This window comes from Cognatundibacterium jejuense (assembly GCF_014284255.1).
In the GTDB taxonomy this organism is placed as follows: domain Bacteria; phylum Pseudomonadota; class Gammaproteobacteria; order Burkholderiales; family Burkholderiaceae_D; genus Undibacterium; species Undibacterium jejuense.
Map to the genome: position 1 here is coordinate 113,828 of NZ_JACOFV010000014.1, position 20,079 is coordinate 133,906.

At 47.5% G+C, this 20,079-nt stretch carries 20 protein-coding genes, 1 tRNA gene and 1 pseudogene; 7 read left to right on the plus strand and 15 right to left on the minus strand.

The window, feature by feature from the left end; translation table 11 throughout:
- The first annotated feature begins 60 nt into the window (after positions 1-60).
- Entirely contained in the window at positions 61-1,011 is a 951-nt protein-coding gene (locus tag H8K32_RS15035) for a LysR family transcriptional regulator (protein ID WP_186913359.1), read from the plus strand.
- A 33-nt stretch (positions 1,012-1,044) separates the two neighbouring features.
- On the opposite strand, the gene H8K32_RS15040 is transcribed toward H8K32_RS15035, so the two are convergent.
- The 11 genes from H8K32_RS15040 to H8K32_RS15090 form a co-directional block, all read right to left on the minus strand.
- Positions 1,045-5,139 carry a sensor histidine kinase gene (locus H8K32_RS15040; RefSeq protein ID WP_222613132.1) on the minus strand — a complete coding sequence of 1,365 codons (4,095 nt, stop codon included), beginning with the start codon at positions 5,137-5,139 and terminating at the stop codon, positions 1,045-1,047.
- 325 nt (positions 5,140-5,464) lie between these two features.
- On the minus strand, positions 5,465-6,385 hold the full coding sequence (locus H8K32_RS15045; protein ID WP_186913361.1) for a LysR substrate-binding domain-containing protein: 921 nt from the start codon (positions 6,383-6,385) through the stop codon (positions 5,465-5,467).
- A gap of 81 nt (positions 6,386-6,466) precedes the next feature.
- Positions 6,467-7,165, minus strand: coding sequence for a YoaK family protein (locus H8K32_RS15050; protein ID WP_186913362.1), 699 nt, complete (start codon positions 7,163-7,165; stop codon positions 6,467-6,469).
- 26 nt (positions 7,166-7,191) lie between these two features.
- On the minus strand, positions 7,192-7,617 hold the full coding sequence (locus H8K32_RS15055; RefSeq protein ID WP_186913363.1) for a DoxX family protein: 426 nt from the start codon (positions 7,615-7,617) through the stop codon (positions 7,192-7,194).
- Positions 7,618-7,701: 84 nt separating this feature from the next.
- Positions 7,702-7,857 carry a XapX domain-containing protein gene (locus H8K32_RS15060; RefSeq protein WP_186913364.1) on the minus strand — a complete coding sequence of 52 codons (156 nt, stop codon included), beginning with the start codon at positions 7,855-7,857 and terminating at the stop codon, positions 7,702-7,704.
- Positions 7,854-8,054 carry a DUF1427 family protein gene (locus H8K32_RS15065; protein WP_186913365.1) on the minus strand — a complete coding sequence of 67 codons (201 nt, stop codon included), beginning with the start codon at positions 8,052-8,054 and terminating at the stop codon, positions 7,854-7,856. Before H8K32_RS15065 ends, H8K32_RS15060 begins: the two co-directional genes overlap by 4 nt.
- Before the next feature lie 15 nt (positions 8,055-8,069).
- Complete coding sequence (locus H8K32_RS15070; RefSeq protein WP_186913366.1) at positions 8,070-9,917, minus strand: amidohydrolase; 1,848 nt, start codon at positions 9,915-9,917, stop codon at positions 8,070-8,072.
- Between the two features lie 97 nt (positions 9,918-10,014).
- Complete coding sequence (locus H8K32_RS15075; protein ID WP_186913367.1) at positions 10,015-10,668, minus strand: hydrolase; 654 nt, start codon at positions 10,666-10,668, stop codon at positions 10,015-10,017.
- A gap of 754 nt (positions 10,669-11,422) precedes the next feature.
- Complete coding sequence (locus H8K32_RS15080) at positions 11,423-11,866, minus strand: DUF6884 domain-containing protein (protein WP_186913368.1); 444 nt, start codon at positions 11,864-11,866, stop codon at positions 11,423-11,425.
- 14 nt (positions 11,867-11,880) lie between these two features.
- On the minus strand, positions 11,881-12,441 hold the full coding sequence (locus tag H8K32_RS15085) for a GIY-YIG nuclease family protein (RefSeq protein ID WP_222613133.1): 561 nt from the start codon (positions 12,439-12,441) through the stop codon (positions 11,881-11,883).
- A gap of 27 nt (positions 12,442-12,468) precedes the next feature.
- Positions 12,469-12,879: a hypothetical protein gene (locus H8K32_RS15090; RefSeq protein WP_222613134.1), complete on the minus strand. Its 411-nt coding sequence runs from the start codon at positions 12,877-12,879 to the stop codon at positions 12,469-12,471.
- 145 nt (positions 12,880-13,024) lie between these two features.
- On the opposite strand from H8K32_RS15090, the gene H8K32_RS15095 reads away from it, so the two are divergent.
- On the plus strand, positions 13,025-13,327 hold the full coding sequence (locus tag H8K32_RS15095; protein ID WP_186913370.1) for a helix-turn-helix domain-containing protein: 303 nt from the start codon (positions 13,025-13,027) through the stop codon (positions 13,325-13,327).
- Here the strand turns inward: H8K32_RS15095 and H8K32_RS15100 are convergent.
- The 3 genes from H8K32_RS15100 to H8K32_RS15110 all read right to left on the minus strand — a co-directional run bounded on the left by H8K32_RS15100 (position 13,324) and on the right by H8K32_RS15110 (position 15,361).
- Positions 13,324-13,806 (minus strand): hypothetical protein, encoded by a 483-nt coding sequence (locus tag H8K32_RS15100; RefSeq protein WP_222613136.1) that lies wholly within the window; start codon positions 13,804-13,806, stop codon positions 13,324-13,326. The genes H8K32_RS15095 and H8K32_RS15100 overlap by 4 nt on opposite strands.
- Before the next feature lie 204 nt (positions 13,807-14,010).
- Positions 14,011-15,162, minus strand: coding sequence for a site-specific integrase (locus tag H8K32_RS15105; protein WP_186913372.1), 1,152 nt, complete (start codon positions 15,160-15,162; stop codon positions 14,011-14,013).
- Positions 15,163-15,284: 122 nt separating this feature from the next.
- A tRNA-Met gene (locus H8K32_RS15110) sits at positions 15,285-15,361 on the minus strand.
- Positions 15,362-15,488: 127 nt separating this feature from the next.
- On the opposite strand from H8K32_RS15110, the gene H8K32_RS15115 reads away from it, so the two are divergent.
- The 5 genes and pseudogenes from H8K32_RS15115 to H8K32_RS15135 all read left to right on the plus strand — a co-directional run.
- Positions 15,489-16,061 carry an NUDIX hydrolase gene (locus H8K32_RS15115; RefSeq protein ID WP_186913373.1) on the plus strand — a complete coding sequence of 191 codons (573 nt, stop codon included), beginning with the start codon at positions 15,489-15,491 and terminating at the stop codon, positions 16,059-16,061.
- The gene (gene aat / locus H8K32_RS15120; RefSeq protein WP_186913374.1) at positions 16,058-16,777 is read left to right on the plus strand and encodes a leucyl/phenylalanyl-tRNA--protein transferase; all 720 of its coding nucleotides are present in this window, start codon (positions 16,058-16,060) and stop codon (positions 16,775-16,777) included. Before H8K32_RS15115 ends, aat begins: the two co-directional genes overlap by 4 nt.
- Positions 16,778-16,819: 42 nt before the next feature.
- Positions 16,820-17,542: an arginyltransferase gene (locus H8K32_RS15125; RefSeq protein ID WP_186913375.1), complete on the plus strand. Its 723-nt coding sequence runs from the start codon at positions 16,820-16,822 to the stop codon at positions 17,540-17,542.
- A 113-nt stretch (positions 17,543-17,655) separates the two neighbouring features.
- Positions 17,656-18,702: a quinone-dependent dihydroorotate dehydrogenase gene (locus H8K32_RS15130; RefSeq protein ID WP_186913376.1), complete on the plus strand. Its 1,047-nt coding sequence runs from the start codon at positions 17,656-17,658 to the stop codon at positions 18,700-18,702.
- A gap of 14 nt (positions 18,703-18,716) precedes the next feature.
- Positions 18,717-18,969, plus strand: a pseudogene (locus tag H8K32_RS15135) (aldo/keto reductase); the annotation flags it as partial.
- Between the two features lie 226 nt (positions 18,970-19,195).
- Here H8K32_RS15135 and leuE read toward each other — a convergent pair.
- Entirely contained in the window at positions 19,196-19,891 is a 696-nt protein-coding gene (gene leuE / locus H8K32_RS15140) for a leucine efflux protein LeuE (protein ID WP_186913378.1), read from the minus strand.
- Positions 19,892-20,079: the final 188 nt, after the last annotated feature.

Below are 20,079 nucleotides of genomic sequence, written 5' to 3' on the forward strand. Positions count from 1 at the left end.
CCCAACATTTCGGTATATTGACTAATAAATTATGTCAACGAATTGCATTGATAATCATCTATGAACATCCGCCATTTGAGCTTCAGGCTATTACAAGTGTATGTACAGGTTGCCCGAATTGGCAACATTTCAGCTGCAGCCAGAGCCTTACATCTGACCCAACCCACCGTGTCACTCCAACTAAAAAAATTGCGGGAAGCCGTTGGTGAGCCATTGTTCGCTAATCGCGATGGAAAAATGGAACTAACCCATGTCGGCGAGGAGCTATACCGGGCAGCCTGCGACGTTCTGGTGCGCTTTGATGACTTTAACGGCTTTCTGGAGCAAGCACGTGGCGGCAGCTCAGGACATATCAATATTGGTATTGTAACCACTGCCAAATATGTACTACCAAGGATACTTGGTGCTTTTTACAAGCTATTCCCACATATCGGCGTCACCTTAAACATCGGCAACCGTGCACACATTCTGGAGCGTTTTTCTAAGCAAGAGGATGATTTATACGTTTTCAGCCATCCGCCGAGCGGTAATGCGGTACAAGCAACCCGCATACTTAAAAATCCGCTACAAATTATCGCCCCGTTCGACCACTGGGCAGTCAGCCGTGAAAGTCTGGAATTTGCCGAGATCAGAAACGAACGCTTCCTGATTCGCGAACCCGGATCAGCAACCAGAATGATGTTTGAATCCTGGCTTAGTAGTCAGGGTATAGAGCTGGGCGACACCATGCAAATAGAAAGCAATGAGGCGATACGCCTGAGCACCGCTTCTGGCCTTGGTTTGTCAGTTATTTCTGCTCATACTTTATACGAAGGACAAGAAAAACTGGCAGTACTGCCTGTACATAACTTCCCACTAGAAAGTCACTGGTATCTGGTCAGCAGAAAAGACCGTCGCCTGCCACACGCTGCCATGCAATTAATCCAGTTTATGGCAGAACATTTACAAGAATGCGTAGAACCGCAATGGGTTGCGCCTAATATCGCGAATCTGGCGGAAAATTTCAATTAAAACGGAGACCACAGTTGCGTGCCCTCCTTACCATCAAATAACACTGCCAGAGCTGTTGGCACTCAATGGTAAAACCAAGGTAAACGTGGAGCCCAAGCCAGGATGACTTTCCACACTGATTTTTCCGTTGAGAATCGAACTGACAATATTGTATGTAACACTAAGTCCCAATCCAGAACCACCCTGACCTAGTTTCGTGGTAAAAAATGGTTCAAAGATATGTTTAATATTTTTTTCCGGAATTCCGAGACCATTGTCTTTAAATTGAATGACGACGTGCTGTTGATCGTTTACTCTGGCTAAAATGTGCATCGATCCATTTTTTACTCCATCGAACCCATGGACGATCGCATTTTGAAGTAAATTAATCAAAACTTGACCTAAAGGACCAGGATAGCTATCCATGACGATATCAGAAGGAATATCGGCAGTAATAGTATGACCAGACAGACGAATTTGATTATTCATCGTGGTCAATATTTCTTTCACCGTTAATTCGAGATTGAAGCTGCGTTGTTTATCACTTGTTTGATCAACAGACACCTGTTTAAAGCTACTAACCAAACGTGAACTCGTTGCCAAAGTTCTGAGCAAAACTTTACACGCATCTACACATTGTTCGGTAAGTTTCAAAAATTCTGATCGCTTGATTGCCCCCGATGCGACTACGTTTGAAATGCCGCGCAGATGGTCTTCGATAGAACTGGCGATAAGCAGACTATTACCAATTGGCGTATTGAGTTCGTGCGCAATGCCAGCGACCAGAGAACCTAATGCCGCTAATTTTTCACGCTCAACGAGCTGACTTTGAGTTGAAATTAATTGCTGATAAGTTTCTGAATTGTGTAACGCCACCCCGACGTAAGATGCCAACGTACGCAAAATATCGAGATCAGTGTCATGGTATGCGAATTTTTTCTCACTTTGCACACTAATGACTCCACGTATCGTGCCACTAACAAAAAAAGGAACGTACAACATCGATAACTTGGTTTTTATCTCGTGCGAAACTACAACCAGAGTTTTATCAACAATGTTTTTCTCAGAGAATATCCACTCTGGTAATAAACCATCCTTAGATTTTTCCAACTCCCAATCATTGATCAAAATGTCGACTTCATCATTGAGACACTTTGTACTCAATACGGTTTTATTGCGACTATCAAAGCAAAATGAAGGCAGTGATACGCCATCATCAAATACACAAGAAAACATCATCTGCTGCTCTTGCGGAAGGTAAAATCCTATCGCAAAATAATCGACATCCATCAATGAATTTACTTGTTCGTAGAGGACGCGAATGATCGCTTCCTGATCTAAATTTGCCGTAATTTTCTTACCTATTTCACTCAAAACAGAGATGTTGTGGTGCGCCTGCTCAACTTCCGCTTTCTGCTTTTGTAACTCCTCAGTGCGTTTTTTTACCGTGAGTTCCAGCATGTTTTTTTGATTTTTAAGTATTTTTTCACGAGAAATTAATAAAGTAGCCACTACAAATAAAAAGGCGCACAGGGAACAAATTCGAAACCACCAGGTTTTCCAATAAGGTGGAGTTACTGTAATAATGACACTAGCCCCTTCCTGGTTCCAAACGCCATCCTTGTTGCTTGCAATGACCTTAAAAACGTAGCGCCCGGGATCGAGATTGGTATAGTTAGCATAGCGTTTTGACGCATCTGTATTTATCCAATTTTTATCAAAGCCCTGCAGTTGGTAAGCATACGAATTCTGAGAAGGGGCAGCGAAATGTAACGCCGCAAATTCAATGTCGAATGAAGAATCTGGGTAAACAATTTTAATTTCTCTGGGCGCCTGGGACGGCTGATCACCGGAAAAAATTGTCGCCCCTGGATTGACTAAAGTCTTTTTTACCACCGACAGATTATTTATGACAATTTTTGGTGCCTGATGATTTTCGCGAATATCATCCGCAAAAAACGAGGTAAACCCGTTAAAACTACCAAAATGAATTTGACCATCTGCAGTTGTTGCGCCAGCGCCAATCAAATAAGAACCCTCAACGATGCCATCACTGGCCGTATAATTTTTATAGGCACCCGATTGCGGATCAATTTTTGAGATTCCAGATATTTTACTGATCCAAATATTGCCACGTGGGTCTTCGGCGATCGCCCCGATCGATTCAGAAGAACCATCGATTTTAGTTGGATAAAAACGAAAACTTATATTATTACCACTTAGCCTGTTCATGCGGTTCAGTCCGCCAGAAGTACCAACCCACACGACTCCTTTGACGTCTCGGTACAGAAACTGAACACGATCATGACTGAGACTATCTGCTTTATCAGCATGATGTAAAAAATGGGAAAAGCTACGCGAATCTGAATCAAAGCGTTCAAGCCCGCTAAACGTCCCTATCCAAATATTTCCATCAACATCTTCAATAATCGAAAATGTCCAATTGTTTATTAAACTATGCGGATTTACCGGATCATGCGTAAAAAGCTGAAATGGAGATGCGGAAGTTGGGCGATACAAAACCCCGCCACGCGTAGCAATCCACATGCCGCCGGAACGGTCAAAGTGAACATCTTCAATATTATTAATGTCAGGCTTATCACTTAAAGGGACGTGAATAAATTGCTGCTTTTCCTGGTTAAACAGATCAAGCCCGGCAGTTGTGCCGACCCATAATTGATTATTACTGTCGCGCCGGACGTTCCTAACTTGATTGCTAACTAAACTGTGTGGATCTTTCGCGTTATGCTTCCACAGCTTAAATTCATGCGAATTCAAATCAAACAGCATCAAACCACTACTGATCGTCCCAAGCCATAAGCGATTTTTCCCTGCATCCATAATAAACCGGATACGACTATCATTAACACCAGTAGCATCATTCATTATCTGCACAAAGCGTTTAAATCCGCCACTGGCAAGATCGACACTGCTTATGCCACCAGAATGGGTTGCAATCCAAAGCGTGCCATTGGTATCTTGAAATAATCTATCCACGGCATTTGCGCTCAAGCTATGCTGATCCAGAGGACGATTTCTAAAATTTGTCAGCGTATTTGTCTTAGGATCAAACCGGGTTAATCCATTGTCCAGCGTCCCTATCCACAATTGATGATTACTATCCACCAAAAGACTTTGGATTTTTTCGTCCGTTAAATCAGTATCAGTTAACACCGGTTGTCGAATAAGTTCAGGACTACTGATATTTATTTTGGACAGTCCGGCAAAACTTCCTACCCATAATGTATCCGCTTCCGCATAGAGCGCTGAGATAAAGTTTCTCTCGGGTCTTTGCTTCTTAAATGAACTCTCACTAACATGAAAGATGTCATTGCGCGCGACATCCAATTTATCCAATCCTATCCGCGTACCAATCCAAAGATCACCATGAAAATCAGATACCAAAGACGTAATCGCATCATCACGTATACTTTGCTTATCGTTTTGATCATGCCGCCGAACCGTAAATTTTTCGCTGGCAAAATTAAAATTAATCAGGCCTTTTTCACTTGCAAGCCACAAGCCTTTATCCTGATCGGGAACGATATCGCTAATACGGAGATTGAGCGGAGGACTCTCAACATTTTCTCTGATTTGATACTGTTGAAATTTTCCATTTGCCGAGTGATATCGACTAAAACCCGACGAAGTCCCTATCCATATATCGCCTTGAGCATCGCAATGGAGCGCCAATATCCAGTTATCCGACAAACTGTCCGGCTGATCTTTAATATGTTGGAAATTTTTTGCCCGGTAGCCATCAAACACGAACAAACCGCGTTGAGTACCAAACCACATTAAGCCCTGCCTGTCTTGCACAACCGATGTGATCGACTGAACCTCCAGCCCATGTTCTGCGCCAATCTGCTCAAAACGAAGTGCGCCCTTCATTGTGACTGCTTCAATATCTTGAGCTACGCAAAAAAAAACTAGCCCAAAGTAAAGTTTTGCAAATAACAACGTTAGCTGACGTATAGCACTAATCATGAGTTTCCTGATTGTTGCAACAAACACCACGAGGGAAATTAGCTTTTCTTTGTTAAAACTTAGTTTAGCATAAGGCAATAGGCCATCACTCTGTTGCAGCAAACCAAGAAATGATATTTGACGTTTGACTTTAGTAAGAAGGGTGTTAAAAAAATAACGCAACGTGGTGATATTACTACCATCCGCGCAGATTTCGATAGCTGCGCATGGCATTGCCTGGATGGTTTCCAGATACATCAGTCAATTAAAGTGATGGCTGATTAAATTATCCAATATGTGTCAGACAAATATGATGCATATTCGTTTGTGATCGTGATAAACATAATTGTCATTGCGCTGATCGCATTTTTCTTTGAGTGGGGATTGCGTCGCTTGCAAAAAGTAGCCGTTCTCCAGGAAGCGAGAATAAAGAAAAAGAAAATCATCATCACCAAATAACACTGCAAAAACTACAATGAACGATGACAAGTGCCTTTAATTAAGGATATCAAACAACTGAAATGGATTCAATCAGGCGCCCCGTCAAATCGACGTGGCGCATGCGCTCTATCCACCACTCTAAAGCGGCACCGACTTCCCCAGCCCGCCACGTCAGATAAAGAGTCTCATCAGGTTTAGGTTCTTCTACTTCTTTTTTAATTAATGCACCGGATGCGATTGCCTTTCGGGCATAAGGCTCAGGTAAAAAACCAAAACCGATTCCACTTAACTGTAGACCCAGCTTACTTTGCATGTCAGGAACAGCAACAACATTTTGTCCATACATCAATCCAATCGTGCGCGGCGCCAGGCGCCTTGCGGTATCAGAAACGCTAATTGCCTTATGCAACAGCAATTCTTCTTTTTTTATTTTGCCTTTTACTTTGGCTAATGGATGGGTAGGTGCGACGGCAAATACGAAAGAAATCTTACCAATTTCTTCTGCCACATATCCACCGCCAGAGGGGCCTTGACCCGGCGCACCTATCATCAGATCTACCCGGCGATCAAGTAATGCTTCCCATGAACCTGTCAGGGACTCGCGTGAAAAGCGCAAACGCGTGCCTCCGGCGACGCCGCAAAACGCAGCAATATCAGTTTCCAGCGAAATGGGTGCAAATAAGGACTCCAGACCAATATTGAGCTCAGTCTCCCATCCTGACGCAACGCGCATGACACGCTTTTCCAGATCATCTGCGATGCGAAGCAAATATCGCCCCTCTTTGAGGAGCTCTTCACCAGCACGTGTCAAACTAACTTTCGGCCCTTGTCGGTCGTAAATTTGGACACCCAAATCTTCTTCAAGTCTGGCAACACTGTATGAAATGGTGGATGGAACTCGATGCAATTCAGTGGCGGCTGCTGACAAAGAACCGCGCCTGTCGATTGCGTCTAAGATCATCAAAGCGTCGAGGCTAATTCTGAACATAGCTTATTCCATTTCTGAACAATGTATGGATGTGTAAAAAATCGACATCATACACAAGCTTGCTTTGTTGAGTTTAATTGCTCAGCCGGTGTCTCCGCTCACTTCAATAAAATACAAGTAAATAAGCAGAACGGCTGGAAGTAGCAAAGCGAGAAAATGCACATGACTATAAGCGAATGCCCCACCGACGGCACCAATACCAAAGAAAATCACTGGCCAAAAAAATTTAACGCATCGGCTACGTGTTTCCTCATCGGCCGTATGACGAACAATATCAACCAGGTCAATAACAAGCTGGGTCACATTTCCCGTCATCACGGTAGTAGGCGTCATGTGTTTCAGGGTCAATCGACTAGCGGCATTTTGAACTCCCATACTCGCAGCGCCTAGAATACCGGCCAGCAGCGCCATCGTTGTGCTGGTGTCAGTAATCGGTTCAGCGCAATATCCAGCAAACAAGAAACCAAGCAGCAACACAAGCTGCAATAAAAGCAGAGAAGGAGTTGCGGGCTTGCCTTGCTTTTCGCGCCAAATGACGACTAATCTCGTGAATGCCACCGCTAAAACAAATGCAGGAAACGCGAGAAATTTGATCAAGACACCATGTGACGGGCGTACCAGCTCAGCACCTATCAATACGAAGTTTCCGGTCACGTGGGCTGTAAACAAGCCAAACAAGGCAACGAAACCGATAGTATCAATATAGCCGGCTAAAAAACTTAAGCTGATATTTTGCACCAGATGGTGTCGATCTGTGTCAGCGATTTTTAAAAATATCATAGGCGATGATTGTTTTGAATTTAGTTTTATAGTTTTTTTACATCAACAGAAAAACGACCTGCGCCTGCAATCAGAACAGTGCCGAAAATGATCATGAATAGCCAACCAAATTGCCCCTCTGCAAACGACCAATCTGGATGAACCAGAAACATCGCCACCACCAAAAGACACACGACTGACAGTGCTGCAACTCGCACGAATACACCAGCAATAATCAGTAAGGGACAAATGACCTCAGCAAAAATGGAAAAACAGAGTGAAAAACCTTTGCCTAAATGCATAGGATCCTCAATGCGCTGTAGCTCATCGCTGAAATGAAGAATTTTAGGAAGGCCATGAACATACAGTAAAAGCAAAGCGCCGCAAACGCGCAAATACAGCAGACCCAAGTCATGCACATGTTCTGTATCTTTGCTATAAAGGCGACGCCAAAATGAGGTAAGCGATGCCATCGCAATTTTTCCTTCGTTTGATACTACAAATTGATGTTGATTAAGGTTGGCTAACGTTAACCAACCTTAATCAATGCCGATAATTCAATGGATAAAATCAGGTAGAACATAGCCCAAAGTCATGGCCACAACGAGTAAGGCTCCCACGGGCGTGGGTGGCGTCGGCGACGGCAAATCAAACCAACGACAAGCCGCCCCCACCGACAAACCCAATATCGATCCTGCAACCAGCGCCATCATTTGATACCCTCAGAAGCTTCCTGTTTGGAACGCTTTTCCAAATAACGATCGACCAACCAAAAACCACTGCTCATCATAAAAACCAACAAAGCTCCACTCAATACCGGGGGTGAAGGAACGGGGATTTTTGCCATTCGGCACGCAAGCCCAACACAAAATGATAGTGATAAGCCGAGTAAAATTTTCTTTAAACGCATGTTCGTATTCCCCTTTCAAAAAGCAAAGCAGCTACATCCAAGCGCACCCCAAAAACCCGTATTGCTTGATACAGGTACAGATGATCTTCGTGCGACATCATGCGCATGCGCGTGCACACCACATGCGCCAGCACATTGGTGTGGCAAGCTAGTTTGCTTCTGCAATAAGGGTTTCCAATGACCGGGAACAGTGTTAACCGGAGACCAATCCGGCAGCACAGGCAATGAAGGCGGCCCAAATGATGCGAACGTTGATGCACCATAAACGATCTTGCCGCCGACGACCGTGAGCACTGACTCGATTGATTTGATGCTATCTTCGTCAACACTAAAAAAATCACTGGATAGTGCGGCGAGATCTGCTAATTGCCCCACCTTAATCCGACCTTTTTTTCCTTGTTCGTTAGAAAACCAGGCACTGCCGGCTGTCCACAATTCAAGCGCCGTTTCACGCGGCAAAACGCCAGCCTGATCATACAAAGTCATCCCCCCCACCGTTCGACCAGAGACCAGCCAATATAAGGCTGTCCACGGGTTATAGCTGGCAACGCGGGTGGCATCAGTACCCGCACCAACTGGTACGCCACTTGCGAGCATGCGATTAATCGGTGGTGTATTCTTTGCAGCTTCACGCCCATAACGTTCGGCAAAATACTCACCTTGAAACGCCATTCTGTGTTGAATCGCAATACCACCACCTAAAGCACTTACGCGATCAATATTGCGCGGACTAATGGTTTCAGCATGGTCAAACATCCAATGCAAACCAGCGAATGGAATGTCTCGATTGACTTTCTCGAACACATCGAGCATACGGCTAATCGATTCATCATAAGTGGCATGCAAACGGAAAGGCCATCTATTAGCAACAAGGTGACGGACAACCTTTTCAAGTTCATCTTCCATGCCTGCTACCAGCTCAGGACGAGGCTCAAGAAAATCTTCAAAATCGGCGGCCGAAAAAACCAACATTTCACCGGCACCATTATGCCGATAGTAATCATCACCCTGTCCTGGCGTAACCATGTCTGTCCATTTTTGGAAATCGTCTAATTCCTGCCCCTTGCGTTGGGTAAAGAGGTTATAAGCAATACGTACGGTTAATTGGTTTTCTTTCGCCAATTGATCAACGATTTGATAATCTTCGGGATAATTTTGAAATCCACCACCAGCGTCAATCACACTCGTGACACCAAGCCGGTTCAACTCGCGCATGAACTGCCGGGTCGAATTGATCTGCTGCTCAAGCGGTAAAGTCGGACCTTTTGCCAGCGTAGAATAGAGAATCATGGCATTTGGTTTTGCCACTAACATGCCGGTTGGGTTACCGTGCTTATCGCGTTGAATTTCTCCGCCTGGCGGATTGGGTGTGTCTTTAGTGTAGCCAACTGCACGTAGGGCGGCTCGATTGAGCAGCGCGCGATCATACAAATGCAAAATAAAAACCGGCGTATCTGGTGCTGCTGCATTAATTTCTTCCAGCGTCGGCATTCTCTTTTCAGCAAATTGAAATTCCGTCCATCCGCCCACTACCCGCACCCATTGCGGGGATGGCGTACGCAATGCCTGCTCCTTCAACATTATTAAAGCATCCGCCAATGATGGCACCCCCTCCCAGCGGAGTTCAAGGTTATAGTTCAAGCCACCACGTATCAAATGCATGTGGGAATCATTCAACCCCGGAATAACTGTGTGGCCAGCCAAATCGACTAATTTGGTCGCTGAATCACGCAAGCGCATTACTTCTTCAGTTTCACCGACAGCGACAAATTTTCCATCCTCAATCGCGACTGCACTTACAATGGGATTTTGCTTATCCAAGGTATGAAAATGGCCGTTATATAAAATTAGCTCAGCGCTCATTATTGTCCTTTTTTGTGAAACTGATTTGAATTGATACGATCGCCACGTGTTCAATATTCATAAAAAACGAGGCGATCTTTATCCAACTGCTATTGGCTTAATGCGCTTCGCTGGCGTTAAACATGGTCTTTGCATAAATCAATCCAAGACCATAACCACCACCATGCGCAATCGACGTTGCGACAGTCTCATTATAGGTTTCACTACGCGCCCAGTCGCGCTGCAACTCAAGAAGATACTGCAAAGAAGTCATTGGGCGAGCACCCTGCAAAATCATGCGCTCTATCGCTCGTTCATGCGCCTCGTCAGAAACGTCTCCACTTGCGTCAGTGATGACGTAAGCCTCAAAACCTTGATCCAATGCCGAGAGAACCGGACCAACGATGCACACGGATGTCCACAGCCCGGCAAAAACAATTTTATCTTTACCAAATGAATTAACGCGATCAGCAATACGCGCGTCTTCCCAGGTATTCATTGTGGTTCGGTCAATCACGTCATGTTCCGGGAAAACAGATTTAATTTCATCAAACATCGGGCCCGAAAATGATTTTTCTGCGACCGTCGTCAGGATCGTGGCTACCTTAAATTCTTTCGCTGCTTTCGCCACCAAAGCAGTATTGTTACGAAGTTGAACCGGATCAATGGATTTGGTGGCAAACGCCATTTGAGATTGATGATCAATCATGATCAAGGCATGATTGCTTGGATTAAGTAAAGTGCTTCCTGGTTGAGCTTTGGCGATTGGCATGAATTTCTCCTTGGTTTTACTAAAAATATGCAAGTAATTCGAATATGAATGAGATCAAATTCCTTTGGTACCGGCTGACATTCCAGTCTCGACGGCTTCAGGACTCGCATTATGAAATAGTAAAAAGAAAATGAAAAACGGAAAATTTCATGAAGTATCATCGAAATTTTCGAATATCAATTAATGGAAAAATTATCTATGCTCAAAGGAATTGCACTTTGATGAACGACACGAAAGGCCACCGAAATATCATGTTTTTTAATCGCACACATCGATGCGCTATTCAGACTTAAAATTGCAGTAGCAATTAAATGAAACGTTAATGGATGTGCGAGGTGACAAGAAAGAGATACTCGATGTGACTCACAATCAATGTAATCTGTAGCAAACAGAAGCAAACAGAAGCAGACTTTATTTCTAAAAACCTTGTGTGCCAGGTAAGTATACGAGAAGTCCGAATAACTTCGAATTTTCGACGCGGCAAATGTTGAGAAAACATATCGAGAAATGCAAAAAGGCTTACAGAAAATCTGTAAGCCTTTTTTCTGAATCTGGTTGCGGGGGCAGGATTTGAACCTACGACCTTCGGGTTATGAGCCCAAATAATCAAGGCCTGATTCCGACGAATTTCCAACAAAATCAATGCATTGGGCTACCGTTGCTTACCGCATTTTACTGGTATTTACCGCAAATGATGCAGCAAATTTGTGGCAAGGTACCTTCTAAACTTGGTAGGTAGGGGTAACCCACTGTGTCATGCGGCGGAGTGCGGCGAATGCTGCACCAACCAGCTCAACTGCTCACCGATTCGCAGTCCCTCCATTGGCACCGATATACCCACGCCACGCCGCTGGAGATGCAGGGTGAGAAACTCTCGATACCGCTTGCCAGCGAGGAACACCACCTGTGACAGGTTTGGCATTACCTCGAAGAGTTGGGTAGCAACCCGGTCGGCCCACACGCGGCGGTCGCTCACTCCCATCGTGTTGAGCGTTCGGTCATACGGGGCAATCAACTGGCTGGGCGTGACCAATCCGTGTTCAGCGGACAGGATGAACCACTGGCACCCCGACGCCTCGGAGAAGCGGCGCGCTTTGCGAAACAGGTCGGATATGTATAGGTCGCATGCTTCGCACGCCTGCTCACGTTTTTGGCTGACGCAGGATACGAGGTAGGCGGTGTTGGCAACGGGCAGCATGAGGACCTCTTGAATTATGTTACCAAAGTAGTCATGGGGACAAATCGCTTCCGGTAGGCGCGCCGGGATGACTTCAAATGGCGGACAAACTCCACCAGCTCGGGCCGCCGGTTCCCTTGAATGTTAAGCGGATAGTGATAATCCCCCTGGAGTTCAGCATGCTCCATCGCCTCTGCTTCCTCGCGAGTTCCGGTTACCTGCCAAGCGACCGACAGGCCATCGAAAAAGGCGTCGATTTGCTTCGCGCCTTGCAGGTAATCGAAGTCGTTAAGTGCTAGCAGCGTCAACCTAAACGTCGAAAGGAACCCTGACTGCAGGGCACTCTGGGTCAGCTTCTGCGCAGCGTGCCACGCCACGCGCTCTGCCAGATTATTGGCCATACCGTGATACAGGCATACCTTACCGTCGGGCGTGTCGCGGAGCCGCAGCCTGGACACATCGGTCAGTTCTGCAATGCGCAGCTGCTTAAGGGCTGTCTGTGGAAAGAACCACCAGTAAACACCCGGCGATGAGGGGATGTTTGACCAAGCTATCCCTCGGAGCGTCGAAAGTAATTGGGACTCAGTCAAAGCCATGCCCCAGCAGCCGAACCCCTCGCAAGGCTAGCCATTAGACGCCCGCCCATAAAACGATGGAGCAATTTCGACCGCAAAGGGGGTGCCGTACTCTACTTCTCGATGGCGCCTAAAAAATCCTTTCTTCGACAGGGCGTAAGGGACATAAATGAAGCGAGCGTAGTCATTAGCTTCAATATGAACTCGTAGCGCATCGGGGAATGGAGATTCATAGTTTGGAGGAACGTTAACGTTTGCGGCCAAGGCCACACCAAGGAATCTTCCAGAAGATGCGCCGCTTTCGAATTCACCTGCGAGAAGCTTGTATATCTCGGTCGGAATGGGATGTTCTTCACCATTGTACCCACCTACTGCCGCGACTTCGCCTTGCTGGGAGAGTGTGGCCCCAAATGGATAGAATTCGCCAGCGCGTTCGAGCATCGTTCGAGCAAAATCCATACAGTATTTCAGCATCTCATGTAGCTGCTCTGGGCTAGCGTTCGTGTAATTCATTCGTGGCCTAACTAAAATAGACGTTCTAGTATAACGAATTGCGTGATTTTGCTATAGGTATAAAGAGTTTGGCTATACTGGAAGCAGTCATGTGGCTGCTTTCAAGGAACATGACGTCTTGGATAAACTCCTTACTCCTAAGGCTCTGGCCGATTTGCTCGGGCTGGCCGAGCAGACGATTTACAACCGCCACTCTAATGGTGGCGATCTGCCCCAGTCCATTAAACTGGGAAGGCTGCTCCGCTTTCACTCTGCTGATGTCGATGCTTGGCTTGGGCGCCAACGGCAGCCTGCGGCTCCTCAGGCCTTGCCGCCGCGCCCCGTGCCATCTGCCCGGAGGCCTGGTCGGCCAACCAAGGCGGAGCAAATCGCTGCTCGTCGTTCGCTGACCTAAGACACAGTCAATGCCTCGGGTGCGAGGCATTGACTTGACCTCATTACGGTTTTCGTTTTGACCGTGAACGCCAATCGCATCCAGCCCAGGGGGATGCGTCCATGTCCTGCGCCGAGTGCTGCGCGGAGCATGATCGCTACCACCTCTCGGCGCGACTTCACCACCGCCAGGGCTTCCCGCAAGCCAACTTTGACGATTGCGCGCCAGGCGTCCGGCGAGACGGTGCCCAACGTGTCCTCAACGACCTCAGTGCATGCGGCCGCTACTGCCTTAACAGCGGTATTCCTGGAGGCTTTGGCCGATCCGATGTAAGTCAGGGTGTGCTTACCTTTGATGACGGCGGCATATTCCATGAACAAGCGTTTGGCCGCGTGCACGGTAGCGACGTCATTTACCTGTGCGATGATACGCAGCAAGTCCATCGGCGTCAGGATATTGGGCTTCTTGCAGTAACCCATGTTCTTAGTGTTGTAGTCCACCGCTCGCTGAGCGTCTACGTGACCGATGATGGCGACGGCCGCCTGAGCTTCTTCGCTGATGGTAATGCCCGTCTTTTTCCCGGCCTGCCGCCAGTGGGCAGATAAGATGCTGAATGCATCGTCTAGCGCGGTGCGCCATGAGTGCCCTTTGATTTACTGCGCGAGGTCCAACTTGCAGAGGAAGCTAACGTGCAGATGTGGATGTCAACCATGGTGCCCCAATGTCACCTCCAGGCGGCGTACACATCCAACAATGCCTAGTTCACTGGCTAGGCTCTTCCAGATCGGCGAACGGCGTAGGCCCTTCCAGGTTGAATCCAGTCGATCCAGAACAATCGCTAGAGGCTCGTCGAGCCGGTGGGGAACGGTCAATACCGCATCGACAAGAACACCGCCGCCCTGGTAGTGGTCATGGACAAGGTGAGAAATGGTCTGCCGCTCTCTAGTCATCTTGCGAGCATGACAAATGGGGCAGATGTGCCCTGCATCGCAGACCATCAGACCGCCGAGTCGGGTGGTGCCGCGATTGGTCGTGCTGACCACGACTGATGAATCGCCCAGACGATGCCGGAAGCAGGCAGCAACCCGACTATCAGGGAGGATTTCTCGCACGACATTCTGGAGCTCTCCGCTCTCGTACTTGCTGCTGTCACGGTGCAAGAGCGGGATCGTAGATAAGACTTGCTTGATGTGTGACATAGACGCACTCAATGTGCGCCGCAGTCCAGCTTGCTTCCAGGTCAGGTCGGCAATCTCGCCACGGCGCATGCCGCTTTCAATAGCGAGAGTGATGCAGAACGCCAGGGTTGGTACGCGGCTAGCTTTTGCAGCATCAAGCAGACGGGCTTCTTCGTCACCCACAAGGCGACGCTTACGCTCTTGCGGCAGCCCAGGTTTGCGGATGTTGGTGATGGGATTCGTGACCGGAATGGACCAGTCATTTGCTGCTACGTTGAACACCGCAGACATCACGGACAATTCAAGGCAGATGGTCTTGGGGCCAACTGCCATCTTCCGCTCCTTCACATAATTGCTGAAATCGACACTGCGAAGACTGCTCAGCATGCGAAGGGCTAAAGGATGGCGTTGGAACTGACGAATCCGGCTGCTCTCGGCGCGCCAGCCGCGTTTATCAGGCGTAATCTCCTGCAAATAACGTTCCAAAAGCTCGCCAAAGCTCGTCCGGTCAGCTTCGGAACGATCAACGAAAGTCTGCTGCCGCATTTCGGTCTCGACCATCTTGGCCCAGTCTTCGGCGTCACGCTTGGACTCGAAGGTGCGGGTCTGGGTAGGATAGCCCTTGCGGCGAACTTGGGCTTGGTGCTGGAAGGGACCGCGATGAGTGATGGTGGCCATACTGTCTTGCTCCTTTAGGGTTAGAGCAACCGTATAGCGCGCCGAGTGCAGCATGATTGCTGCAAAAACTCGACTTCCAATGCACAAAGGCTTATCGCGACGCGATAAGCCTTTGATTTGTTTGGTTGCGGGGGCAGGATTTGAACCTACGACCTTCGGGTTATGAGCCCGACGAGCTGCCAGACTGCTCCACCCCGCGTCTGAAGAATGAAACTATACACGATTTTACTGCAATGCGCAATTGCCGGCCCTCTTTATTCTGATTATCTCTGTGACCTCGGCAGATGATACACTGCTGACATCACTCAAATTTATTCTATTCTGCTATGAAATTTTGTTCTGAATGCGCTGCACCAGTTGAGCTGAAAATCCCTGTTGATGACACCCGGGAACGATTTGTCTGCACGGCTTGCGGCGCTATTCACTATCAAAACCCCAAATTAGTGGTCGGCTCCATTCCTGTCTGGGAGCACGATGGCGAATTGAAAATCCTTTTATGCAAGCGTGCGATTGAGCCGCGCCTCGGTTTTTGGACCTTGCCTGCTGGCTTCATGGAAAATAACGAGACCTCGGCGCAGGCAGCACAACGTGAAACGATAGAAGAGGCTGGCGCCAATATCGAGCTCCATGACTTATTTTCTATCATCAACGTCCCCCATGTACATCAAGTGCATTTGTTTTATCGCGCGACGTTGCTGGATCTTAACTATGCCGCGGGCATTGAAAGCCTGGATGTGCAGATGTTTGCAGAAAATGACATCCCGTGGGACGACATTGCGTTCCCCACTATCAGCCATACTTTGCGCTTTTTCTTCAGCGATCTCAAAAAAGTGCGTGAGGGTGGGCAATTTTCACTCCATGAAGAAGACATTTTCAAACCCATGCGGAGTAGCACTTGATACCCTGGCTGGAAAAAGATACACCGTTTCCCAATGTCACCACAGCATTAACAGAAAAACAAGGTGCCCCAGGCTTGCTGGCTGCGGGGGCTGATTTATCCCCCGAACGCCTGCTGGACGCTTATCGACATGGAATTTTTCCGTGGTTTTCTGAAGGACAACCTATTTTATGGTGGTCAACCGATCCGCGCATGGTGTTGCAACTGGATGATTTTAAAGTGTCAGACAGTTTGCAGAGGGTATTAAAGAAGATTCAAAAAGACCCGCGCTGGGAAATTCGCTTTGATAGTGCGTTTGAACAAGTCATGCGCGCCTGCGCAGCCCCGCGCAGAGATGGCGCTGGCACCTGGATCTCGGAAGATATTGTGGCAGGCTATTGTGCCTTGCACCGCGCAGGTTTTGCGCATTCGTCAGAGGTATGGCTGGATGGAGAATTGGTGGGCGGCGCCTATGGCGTTTGCATAGGTCATATGTTTTACGGCGAATCCATGTTTGCACGGGTCTCCAATGCCTCAAAAGTTGCCTTAAGTCATCTGGTTTTTTTCTTACGTGAACATGGCGTGAAAATGATAGACTGCCAGCAAGAGACGTCTCATCTGGCGTCGCTTGGTGCCAGACCTATTGCGCGCTCAGATTTTTTGAGCTGGATACAAGTGGCAACTGCGATGCCTGCGATCTCGACTTGGCAACCACTCGTTGAACCAAATTTCAAGTAATTAAATGATGCACCGGATGCGCAAAGCAAGGGTAACGATAACGTGACTCAACTCAATGACTTGCCTTTTGTGAGCATACAGTTCTATGCCACAGCCCCCTACCCATGCAGCTATTTGGATGGTCTGCAAGCGCGTTCGCAAGTGGCAACACCAGCCCATCTGATCAATGCTGATACTTATTCAGAGCTAGTCAAGAGTGGTTTCCGCCGCAGCGGCATTTTTATTTATCGCCCCCATTGCGACAGTTGTCGTGCCTGTACGCCAGTGCGCGTGCGAGTTGACGAATTTAGGCCTAACCGCAGCCAAAGGCGCGCCGAAAAGAAGCACGCGGAGCTGCACGCCACAGTCACGGCCTTAGCCTATTCGAATGAGCATTACGAGCTATACCAGCGATATCAGCATTACCGCCATGCAGGTGGTGGCATGGATCAGGATAGCCGGGATCAGTACGCGCAATTCCTATTACAAAGCCGGGTGAATACGAGACTAGTCGAATTTCGCGATCAGCATGGCGCTTTAAAAATGGTCAGTCTGATCGACATTCTTACCGATGGACTGTCATCGGTTTATACTTTTTTTGATCCGGACGAAGCGAATACGTCTTACGGCACTTACAATGTCCTATGGCAAATACGTCAGGCCAAAGAACTAGCGCTACCCTATGTTTATCTTGGCTACTGGATTGCCGCCAGCCCTAAAATGGCTTATAAGATCAACTTCAAACCTTTGGATGCGCTGATGCATGGTCGCTGGGAGCCGTTATAAGAATGCCATAGCGAAGCAACACCAGTAGCTATCAGAATCAACCGGCAAAAAAACTTGCTACAGAGAATAACAAATCACCCTTTTAATACGTATCTCCTATTTTCATCAATACTATGCCTGAAAAACTTTTATATGCCCTGGCACGCTCCGTCCTGTTTTCTATGGAACCGGAAAAAGCCCATCATCTGACCTTACCGGCGCTGCAACGCATGAGCAAATCGGGACTAGGTGGTTTATTTAGCAAACCAGCAGATGACCCGCGCACCGTGATGGGGGTGCACTTCCCTAATCCTGTCGGTCTGGCTGCCGGCCTCGATAAGGATGGTGCATATATTGATGGTCTTGCCGCATTGGGATTTGGATCAATAGAAATTGGCACGGTCACACCGCGCGCACAACCTGGCAATCCGCAACCACGCATGTTCCGCCTGCCTAAGGCAGAAGCCATCATCAATCGTATGGGCTTTAATAATGGTGGCGTAGATGCATTTGTTCGCAACGTTCAGTCTTCCCGCTTTTATCAGGATAAACAAGGTGTTCTGGGACTTAACATCGGTAAAAACGCTGATACACCCATTGAACGTGCCGCTGATGATTACCTGCATTGCCTGGAAAAAGTTTATCCTTACGCAAGCTATGTGACAGTCAATATTTCTTCACCAAATACCAAAAATCTACGCCAATTACAGGGCGCAGATGAACTCGATAGCTTGTTGGCACAGCTCAAATCGGCTCAACAAGCTCTGGCCGATAAGCATAAACGTTATGTGCCAGTCGCCCTGAAAATAGCACCTGATATCGACGCGGAACAAATCAAAACAATTGCAGATGCTTTGCTACGCCATAAAATTGATGGCGTCATCGCGACCAATACCACGATTACGCGCGATGCAGTCAAAGGCCTGCCATTTGCTGAAGAAGCTGGCGGCTTGTCAGGCAAACCGGTATTTGAATTATCCAATCGCGTCATTCGCGCATTAAAGGCAGAACTTGGCGATGAATTGCCCATCATTGGCGTTGGTGGAATTTTTTCCGGAGAAGATGCGGCGACTAAAATTCGTGAAGGCGCATCTCTGGTACAACTTTATTCCGGTCTGATCTACCAAGGCCCAGCTTTGGTCAAAGAATGCGCGGCCGCCTTGCGCAACGTCAGAACCTAAACGAGAGAACGCCAATGCAAACCGTCGCACTCGGTACGAGCCAGCTCCAGGTCAGCAAAATTTGCCTCGGCACCATGACTTTTGGCGAACAAAACAGCGAAAGCGAAGCGCACGCGCAACTCGATTACGCTCTGGAACGTGGAATCAATGTTATCGATTCCGCAGAGATGTATCCCGTAATGCAACGCGCTGAAACGCAAGGCAAAACAGAACAATACATCGGCAGTTGGCTCAAAAAATCGGGTGCACGCGACAAAGTCATCCTTACCAACACTATTATCGGCGCGATGAACCTGACCCTGCTCAAAGAAAATATTGAAGCATTTGACGTTCAGCGCAGTACGGACATCATGAGCGCAATCGAAACGATACATACTGACATCAACAATACAGGCCAGTAATTTCCGTAATAATCCGCACCCAAAATAAAAATAGAACAGCTTTGCCTCATAGCAAACTGTTCTATTTTATGCCCTGCACCTGTCTCTATGAGTTATAAAGTTGCACTCGCGAGCTTCACACCAAATCCAATAAACATCGCGCCCACACCACCTGACAACCCTGCCGATAAACGTTGCCGACGACGAAACGCATCCGCGAGTTTGGCCCCAACCAGAATGATCACCGTTAAATAAGAAAAACTGCAAATCTGGCATATCAGCGCCAAAAACCCATACGACAATAATGGCGAATGAAAGTCTGGATCAACAAACTGAATGAAAAACGAAATGAAGAACAAGATCGCCTTAGGATTCATCAAGCTGATGATCAAAGCTTTAGTAAATGGCTGACTCATCGAAGCTTGCGCCTCTGTTGCGGTTGTAACTTTATCCGTTCCAGCAACGATATTTTGATCTGAGGTTGCTCTTAACCATCCGCGACGGCTGTGCAACAGCATTTGCAAGCCTATCCATCCCAAGTACGCTGCACCGATATACTTCACCGCATAAAACAGCGTAGGGCTGCCTTTCAACAATGTGGCCATACCACCTGCTGAGAGCACCATTAAAATAAAATCACCGACAAAAATTCCGCATGCACCTTGATATGCCTGGCGGATGCCACGCTGGGCAGCTACACTCAACACATACATCGAATTAGGACCTGGCAACAAAACAATGAAAATGGTGCCGAAAAAATAAGTCCAGAAATTGGTGACGCCAAAGCTGGCGTGAATTAAAGCGTTCATTTGAAATACCATGTTGGAAAGCTGAGCGGGAAGAGATCATAACAGCCCCGTACAAACTTTGTCATGGACACGTGCGACTTGCCAGAGCGGCAAGCCGTCATAGAATATCCCCCATATTCACCCAACAAAACTCTTACAAGGAAAAATACGGCATTACCGGAGAAGTTTTTTAGGTCAGATGCATCAAT